This window comes from Streptomyces sp. CB01881 (genome assembly GCF_002953255.1).
Lineage (GTDB): Bacteria > Actinomycetota > Actinomycetes > Streptomycetales > Streptomycetaceae > Kitasatospora.
The window spans coordinates 10739026-10747011 of the sequence record NZ_CP026498.1 but is presented as its reverse complement, the minus strand read 5'-3'; the positions used below and the strand labels follow the sequence as shown (position 1 = coordinate 10747011).

The 7986-nt window shown below is 72.1% G+C and carries 8 protein-coding genes; 2 read left to right on the top strand and 6 right to left on the bottom strand.

Annotated elements, in window-relative coordinates; all coding sequences use genetic code 11:
* From C2142_RS41060 to C2142_RS36295, 3 genes are all read right to left on the bottom strand, one after another.
* Window positions 1-281, bottom strand: a 281-nt coding sequence (locus C2142_RS41060) for an alpha/beta fold hydrolase (protein WP_241003013.1), incomplete at its 3' end; no start/stop codon positions are given.
* Between the two features lie 298 nt (window positions 282-579).
* Window positions 580-1248 carry an alpha/beta hydrolase gene (locus C2142_RS36300; RefSeq protein WP_206671101.1) on the bottom strand — a complete coding sequence of 223 codons (669 nt, stop codon included), beginning with the start codon at window positions 1246-1248 and terminating at the stop codon, window positions 580-582.
* Between the two features lie 218 nt (window positions 1249-1466).
* Window positions 1467-2363 (bottom strand): MBL fold metallo-hydrolase, encoded by an 897-nt coding sequence (locus tag C2142_RS36295; protein ID WP_148647060.1) that lies wholly within the window; start codon window positions 2361-2363, stop codon window positions 1467-1469.
* A gap of 489 nt (window positions 2364-2852) precedes the next feature.
* Between C2142_RS36295 and C2142_RS36290 the strand changes: the two genes are divergently transcribed.
* Together C2142_RS36290 and C2142_RS36285 are read left to right on the top strand one after the other, a co-directional pair.
* Window positions 2853-3269: a nuclear transport factor 2 family protein gene (locus C2142_RS36290; protein WP_148647059.1), complete on the top strand. Its 417-nt coding sequence runs from the start codon at window positions 2853-2855 to the stop codon at window positions 3267-3269.
* Between the two features lie 335 nt (window positions 3270-3604).
* A complete protein-coding gene (locus tag C2142_RS36285; RefSeq protein WP_148647058.1) occupies window positions 3605-4528 on the top strand; it encodes a glyoxalase in 924 nt (307 codons plus the stop codon).
* Between the two features lie 84 nt (window positions 4529-4612).
* Here C2142_RS36285 and C2142_RS36280 read toward each other — a convergent pair whose 3' ends face one another.
* The 3 genes from C2142_RS36280 to C2142_RS36270 form a co-directional block, all read right to left on the bottom strand.
* The gene (locus C2142_RS36280) at window positions 4613-5653 is read right to left on the bottom strand and encodes a helix-turn-helix domain-containing protein (RefSeq protein ID WP_148647057.1); all 1041 of its coding nucleotides are present in this window, start codon (window positions 5651-5653) and stop codon (window positions 4613-4615) included.
* A gap of 25 nt (window positions 5654-5678) precedes the next feature.
* On the bottom strand, window positions 5679-6671 hold the full coding sequence (locus tag C2142_RS36275; protein ID WP_148647056.1) for an alpha/beta hydrolase: 993 nt from the start codon (window positions 6669-6671) through the stop codon (window positions 5679-5681).
* Between the two features lie 141 nt (window positions 6672-6812).
* Window positions 6813-7772, bottom strand: coding sequence for a helix-turn-helix domain-containing protein (locus C2142_RS36270; protein ID WP_241003011.1), 960 nt, complete (start codon window positions 7770-7772; stop codon window positions 6813-6815).
* Between the last annotated feature and the right edge of the window lie 214 nt (window positions 7773-7986).

The following is a 7986-nucleotide window of genomic DNA, read 5'->3' as shown; positions in this document are numbered from 1 at the left end:
GGAGCGAGCGCCGCGATGTAGACCAGAGCGCCCACGCGGTCGTGGATGCCGGCCTTGGTGATCAGGGTCCCGCCATAGGAGTGACCGACGAGCACAACCGGGCCGGGCACGTGGTTGATAGCGCGGGTCACGCACGCGACGTCGCCCTCGAGCGAATCGAGCCCGTGCTGTGAGCTGTAGATCTCGTGGCCCTCGGCCTGGAGCGTGGGGATGAGTTTGTTGAAGCACGACCCGTCGGCCCAGAGTCCGTGGGCGAAGACAATGCTGGCCTTACCGGCCATGATTTCCTCACTTCGTAAGTCATCATGACAGACTACGCTAGGTATCCAGGCTATTACTCTTCGCAGGGATCCGCGACTGCCGACAGCACCACCCGCTCCCCAGATCGTCCGGACGGTCAGGTCTTCGGCGTGTGACGATCAGCCTTGTCGGGACGACACCGTTGCACAGACTCCGATTTCAGCCCTGTTAGGACGTGTATCGCGTCCGGCCCCGGCGATCCCGGGCCCGCGTGCGAAGTCCGGAACGGGGGCGAACTCTGTCAACGGTGCCACCCGTTTCGGGCCTTGTCGGATCTGGTCAGGAGGTACCCGGGGGCGATGTGCGGGCCTGTTCGGCGATCCAGGACTCCGCGAGCTTCGTCCAGGTGGCAGCATCGCCGACGCCTTGGGCGAGACCGAGACTGTGCGGGCCGTGAGCGAAGACGTGCACGGTGTGCGGTACCTCGTGCGCGGCCAGTGCCGAGGCGAGCCGGTAGGTGTGCTCCGGCGGGACGTAGACGTCCTCGGCGGTGTGCCAGAGGAAGAAGGGCGGAGACGCCGCGGTCACCAGCGCGTCGAGGGATGTCTGGCGGCGCAGGTCCGGTGAGGCGTTCTCCCCGAGCAGGATCAGTCGCGCGGGTCGGTAGGTCTCGGTCTCCATCGATGTGATCGCGTAGCCGAGGACGGCGAACTGGACGGACTCACCTTGGTCGTCGCCGGGTTCGAGTGCGGCCAGGCCCGCGAGGTGCCCGCCGGCCGAGAAGCCGATCACCCCGATGCGACCTGCCCCCTGTTCGCGCCTGCCGCGGATCTCGGCCCGCAGTGCCAGGAGGGGTTCGGGATGCCGCACGAGGAGCGGGTAACGGAAGACGCTCGCCGACAGGCCCAGTGTGGAGAGCCACGCAACGATCGGCTCCGCCTCGTGTGGGGCGTGCGAGGCATAGCCCCCGCCCGGCAGGACGATCAGATGCGTGGTTGCGGGTTGCACCCGCCCGGAACGTCCTCCAGACGCTGGTCCCGTCTCGAATGGATTGCTCATGCCAACCTCCGCACGTACTCCGGGCCGCCGTGCGCGGCCCTGATCACAGGGGTGTACCAAGGTCATCACCACACGCGACCGGGTGAGGTGCGCAGTCGCACGGCAGCTCCGGGCCCGGCCCTCCAGGTAGAACCCGCGACCTACCGCGAGGTGAGGGACGCGCGCTGCTAGAACCAGCTGCCCACAACGGCGGCGATGGGGTCGGCCCCCGGTGCGCGCAGGGCGTAGATCGCCTTCGCCCCCACCCACAGCAGGGTCCGGCCGTAGGGGAGGTCGGGGTGGCGGTCGACCATCGTGTGGAAGAACTCGGCCGCGGAGGAGCACTCCCCCAGCGCAGCCTCGGCGTCGTCGAGGTACCGGCGGGTCTCGGCGATGACGCGGGTGGCGTCGTCGTCGAGCTCCTTGTTCTTGTGGCCGGCGACGATGTACCGGGGTGCCAGGGCCTCGACGGTGCTGATGGCGTTGCGCCAGGCGTCCAGGCCACCTCCGGCCGACTCACCGATGTACATGTGGGCGCCGTTGTAGAGCGCGTCGCCGGCGACGACAAGGCCGAGGTCGGGGACGTGCAGGACGCTGGTCTGCTCGGTGTCGGTGTGGCCGACCTCGACGAGGTGCAGCTGGTGCCCTTCGAGGGTGAGAGTGTTGTCCGGGACGGTGACGGCGGTGACCGGGGCGTCGGGGATCTGCCCCGGCCAGAGCTTGTCCCAGGCGAACGGCCGGGCCTCCACGTTGCCGTGCATCACGGCGATGGTGCCGGCGGTGGCCACGACCGGAGCGTCGAACCGCTTCGCGAACTCGTTGTCGCCGAACCAGTGGTCGCCGTGGCCGTGGGTGGCGACGATGGCGGTGATGTTCTTCCCAAAGGCGGCCACCCAGGCGGCGACCTCCTCGATCTGCCCCTCGATGAACGGCGGGTCGACGAGGACGGCGTCCCGCTCGCCGTGGACGAGGGTGGTCGAGATCGGCTGGAAGGTGCGCCTCTCGCCGTTGGGCAGAGGCTCGGTGACGCTGATCGGAACCGGGTCCGAGACGTGTACTGCGTAGCCGAGAGATTCCGTGGCCATGGGTGCTGACCCTTCTGATGGGTTGGAGTGGCTGATCAGACGAGCGTGATGTCGCTGCGGTCGAGGTGACGAGCAGCGGCGCGGCCAACGCCTGACCTTCGGGTGTGCGCGGGAGGATGCGGTGCTCGGTGGGCACGCTGATCCCGGCGACCTGCGGGGAGCCCGAGAAGTCGTGGGCGCCCCGGCTGCCGGCCATGATGGCGACATCGTCCGTCTCCAGTTCGCGCCATCGGGCGAGGCCGCCGTGGGCCTCCACGATTCGTCGAGCAGATCCGTGAGCAGATCCGTCATCGCTCCGCGCCTGGGACACCCTGCAAGCCTGGTTCGAGACCGTCCTCACCGCAAACCACACCCCCGAGCGGGTGCTCAGGCTGTACCGCCTAATCCAGCGGCACGTGATCGCGATGAAGCGCGTCAGGTGACACCCAACCGCGGCAACCCGTCCGTCCTGACCCTGGACCCCGGGAGGCGGCAGGCCGGTGGCAGGACCTGGACGTCCGGGGGTTCATCGATCTGTTCGCCGAGGACGGGGTGTTCAACAACGTCGTCGCGGGAGAGAGCTATCGAGGCGAGCACCTCGGCGACCAGGTCGTCTTCATGGGCGCACTCGCGCCCGACATCCACCGCGAGCTCCACCGGCTCCACACCATGGGCGACATGGTGGCCGTCGAGCTGACGATCGAGGGCACCGTCACCGGCCCTTTCGAGACACCCGCAGGTGTCATCCGACCGGCCGGCGCCCGGCTCAGCATCCCCACCGCCGACTTCTGGTACGTCGAGAACGGGAAGATCAAGGAGTTCAACTGCTATGTCGGCCTCAGCGTCATGCTCGCCCAGTTGGGTGTGCAGCCCGACTTCACCTCCGCCGTCGTGGCGTCGCGCGTCGACCCCCTGACCGCCCCCTGAACGAACGGGAAGGTGCCCGGCAGCCGGGCACCTTCCCGTTCCGACGCCGCGAACCTCGCGCACGCCCGCCCCTTCGAGCCGCCGGTGCACTCCCGGGCCGGATCCGGTGCGCTGTCGACCAAGTCCGTCATCGGCCTTCGGCCTAACGTTCCGTCAAGACACCGACAGGCTCTGACTGTTGACCCGATCCACTCGGACGCCGCACCCTGCCGCCCGCACCGGGAAGCGGTCCGTTCCGGGTCGCGCCGACGACCTGAGCGACGCCAACCACAACCACGCGCCCGCGCATTCCCTCCCCGGACGCCGGGCGAGCACCACGACCGGGAGGTCATCCCATGAAACGAAGCCTCACCCGACGGCTGGTCCCACTGGTGGCGGCGATCGCCGCGCTGGCTGCGGCCCCCACCACCTCGGTGGCCCAGGACACCCAGGCCGCGCCGTCCGCCTCGCACCGGCAGCTCGCCGTCGGCCCGCAGTACGACTCCACCCACGTGTACGTGGAGCCCGGCACCGAGCAGGCCTTCGTGGCCAGTTGGGTGGCCACCTTCGGCGGGAGGACGATCGGGCCGAACGCCACCCAGGTGACGCCCATGCCCAGCCGGACCCTGTCGGAGCTGGTGCTCTCCCCGGTCGGCACGCTGTCAGTGTTCGACTACACCACGCCCGTCCCGTACCCGTTCGGCAGCGAGCGCACCGGCTGGCTGGTCACCGACCTCGACCAGGCGGTCCGCGCCGCCCGGACCGACGGCGCGGCCGTGACCGTGGCGCCGTTCGCCGACCCGATCGGCCGGGACGCCGTCGTCCAGTTCCCCGGCGGCATCAGCGCCCAGCTCTACGTGCACACAACACCGCCGTCCTACCCCGATTTGGCCAGCGTGCCGGAGAATCGGCTCTACCTGTCACCGGACGCGGTCGGCGCCTTCCTGCGCAGCTACCTCGCCTTCACCGGCGGCTGGATCGTCTCCGACGACCGCCGGGCCGACGGTGCCGCGATCGGACTACCCGGAACCGTCTACCGGCTGCTGCGCCTCACCTCCGGCTTCGGCACCACGACGGTCGCCGTGACGGACGGCCACCTGCCGTACCCGTTCGGCCGGGAGCTCACCGGCTACGGTGCGACGGACCTCGGCGCCACCCTGGAGCGGGCGAAGGCCGCGGGCGCGTCGGTACTGTGGGGGCCGGTCCGGGCAGGCGGCCGGGACAGCGCGATGGTGCGGTTCCCGGGCGGCTACGTCGCGGAGCTGCACACCGACCGGTGACCGGCGGACGAGGACGGCCCGGGCCGTCGGGTCCGGCACCGCCGCCCGGTGGCCCGGCCCGGGTCGCGTCTGCCGCCTCGGCCGTCACACCGCGACGCCGTACCCGGGTGGGAGAACGGCCCGGCCCGGTTCCCCCACCTGCAGCGGCGCGCTCACCGGGACGAGGCCCGTCCGGACGCAGGCCTGCCACTCGCGCGGGGAGACCCCGTAGGCGGCCCGGAACGCCCGGCTGAAGTGACTGGCGCTCGCGAAGCCCCACCGGCCCGCGACCGCCGCCACGGTCGTCCGGCCCTTCGTCGAACGGGCCAGCTCACGGCGGCACGTGTCCAGCCGCTGGCGCTGGATCCAGCGGGCCACCGTCACGCCCTCGAAGCGGAAGAGCTTGTGCAGGTACCGCACGGACACGTGCTGGGCGGCCGCGATCCGTTCCGGCGTGAGGTCCGGGTCGCCCAGGTGGCGAAGGATGTGGTCCTTCACCCGGGCCAGGATGGCCAGTGCCGCCTCGGGCGCCTCAGGGACGGACCGGCCGCGGCGTTCGTGTGCGAGCACCGCGAGCAGGTCGAGCGCCGTGGTGGCGAGCCAGGAGGCCACCTGGGGCTCCATCGACTCGGCCGACGCGGAGAGGTGCCCCAGGTAGGCGGCCACCAGGCGGGCGGTTCCGGTGCCGGGGCCGGCCTCGAAGACGGTCGCGGTGAGCGTCCGCAGGTCCTCCTCCGAGAGGCCCACGGCCGAGCGCGGCCAGTGGAAGGCCGTGAAGACGAAGGGCTCCGGCAGCTCCTTCGCGAACGGCCGCCCGGCGTCGGAGACGGCGAAGGTGCCCGGGCGCAGCTCCACCCGATTGCCGTCCTGGGCCAGGCGGGCGGTACCGCGGTGCTGGAGCGCCAGCGTGAGGTGGTCCTCACCGCCGCGGGCGATCAGCCCCGCGCTGCGCTCGACCCGCTGGGGACCCGCCTGGACCCGCGAGACCTGGACGGCTCCGAGGCGGTGGCTGGTGATCGTCGCGGGGGCGGGCGCGTCTTCGAGGACAGCCACGTCGAGCGGGATGAAGGTGCGGGAGACGGCCTCGTGCCAGTACTCGGCGCGGTCCTTGGCGGGCAGCCCTTCGGTGTCGATAACGACGGACATCAGCACTCCTGTGGGGGGTCGGGGCTTACCAGGAACGGCGGTGCAGGGCCACGTGCACGGTGTCGACGGCCTGGATCAGCGCGGCGCGGGCGGTGCCGGTGGGGCAGAGCGCGTCGAGCAGCAGGAAGCCGTGCACGGCGCCCTGGTAGCGCATGGCCACCACCGGCACGCCCGCTTCGCGGAGTCTGGCCGCATAGGCTTCGCCCTCGTCCCGTAGCACGTCGGCCTCGGCGGTGACCACGAGCGCCGGGGGGAGTCCGGCGAGCTGCTCCAGGGAGGCTCGCAGGGGCGCGGCGGTCGCCTCCCCGCGGCGGCGGCGTTCCGGCAGGTAGTCGTCCCAGAACCGGCGCATGTGGTCGCGGTGCAGGAAGTAACCCGTGGCGAACCGGCGGTAGGACGGGGTGTCGAAGTCCGCGTCGGTCACCGGGCAGAGCAGCACCTGGTGGACCAGCGGTACGTCCCCCCGCTGCCGGGCCAGCAAGGTCAGGGCCGCCACGAGGTTGGCCCCCGCGGAGTCGCCGACGGCGGCCATCCGCTCCCCCGCCAGCCCGATCCGGTGGCCGTGCAGGTGGATCCAGCGGGCGACGGCGTGGCACTGCTCGACGGCGACCGGGTAGCGGGCCGTGGGCGCCCGGGCGTAGTCGACGTACACCACGGCGGAGTCGGTGCCCAGGGCGAACTCCCGGACCAGTCGGCCGTAGCAGGCGGCGTCGCCGGGCGACCAGCCGAGGCCGGGGAGGAAGAGCACCACGGGGCTCGGCCCGGCGGCACCGGCGGGTCTGGTCACCTGGACACGCACCCGCCCGGTCGGTCCGCAGGGCAGGGTGTGCCAATGCGCCGTGGTGCCGTACGGGTCGTCCGCGTCGGCGCCCGGCACGCCCTCCGGTACGTCGTCCGTGGCCAGGAAGGAGAGATCCGGAAGCTCCGTCGCGAGTCGGCCGACCCGGGTGTCCAGGAACTCCTGGAGCGCCCGGTCGAGCACCGGACGCCGGTGGGGCACGGGGGTGGGGTCGGACAACTCTCTGCTCCTGGCTTCGGTCGGAACGGCGCGGCGGCACCCGGCGTGCCACGCGACGGTACTGGCGGGTTCGGCGGCCGCACTGGCCCGCCCGCGCACGGATCGTGGCCACGGGCGGGCGCTCGGCGGGCGGGCGGCCTGTCAGCCGGGGTCGTCCGCCCGGCGCGCGCTCCACTCGCGCGGTGAAACGCCGTAGGCGGCCCGGAAGGTCCGGCTGAAGTGCGCCGGGTTGACGAAGCCCCACCGCTGGGCGACGGCCGACACGGTCGGCGCGGTACGGCCGCGACGGCCGAGCTCGCGGGCGCAGGCCTCAAGACGGCGTTGCTGGACGAGCCGGCTGACCGTCACCCCCTCGTGCTCGAAGAGCCGGTGCAGGTAGCGCACGGAGATGTGGTGGGCCTGCGCGATCCGCTCGGGTGTCAGCTCCGGGTCGCCCAGCCGGCGGTCGATGTACTCCCGCACCCGCCGGACCAGGTGACCGTTCGGGTTGTCCGGCCGGTCAGCGGACCGGCCCTCGGCCAGTTGGGCGACCAGTGCGCTCACGAGGTCGGCGACGCTCCCGGCCAGGCGGTCGCCGACCGGTGCGGGAAGCGAGTGCGCGGACGCGGCCAGGACGCCGAGGAAGGGCGCGAGTACCGGCCCGCATCCGTCCCTGCCACTGACGGCCGCCCCGATCGCGTGCCGCAGGTCGCGCTCCGGCACGCCCAGCAGACGGCGCGGCAGGTGGACCAGGTGGGTGCGGAAGCGCTCCGGGTAGTCGACGGCGTACGGCCGCGCGGTGTCGTACAGCACCAGCCCGCCCGGCAGCGCCTCCGCCCGGCGCCCGTCCTGCTCCAGCACGGCCCGGCCCGCCACCTGCACTCCGACCCCGACCTGCGGCTCGGAATGCGGGGCCCGCGCGATCAGGTCGGCCGTGCGGGAGACCCGGGCGGCGTCCGCTTCCAGGGTGGAGATCCGCACGTACCCGAGCCGGTGCGACTCCACGAGCCCGTCGAACGGCCGCCCGGTGAGTGGGAGGACCTCCACCGGCACCAGTGTCCGCGACACCGCTCCGCTCCAGAACGCCGCCTTCTCCTCGTCCGCGACCAACGCGGTCGTCACCCGCACGCCCATCTGACCGCCCTTCCGCCGTAGCCCTGCGCGGTCTCAGCCTGGACTGCGCACACGACGGGCCGTTAGGTCATCTGACTGCCGTGTCCGGGGCAGGGCGGTCGGGCCTTGCGGCAGGTCAGCCGGGGTCGAGGGCGTGGGCGAGCGCGGCCCGCGAGGTGATGCCGAGCTTGGGGAAGATCTTGTAGAGGTGGGACTGTGCGGG

What these genes read in the sequence shown, in the direction of transcription:
- C2142_RS36295 (WP_148647060.1), bottom strand. Translation starts at nt 2,363, where the DNA reads ATGGCCACGGAATCTCTCGGCTACGCAGTACACGTCTCGGACCCGGTT.
- C2142_RS36285 (WP_148647058.1), top strand. Translation starts at nt 3,605, where the DNA reads ATGAAACGAAGCCTCACCCGACGGCTGGTCCCACTGGTGGCGGCGATC.
- C2142_RS36280 (WP_148647057.1), bottom strand. Translation starts at nt 5,653, where the DNA reads ATGTCCGTCGTTATCGACACCGAAGGGCTGCCCGCCAAGGACCGCGCC.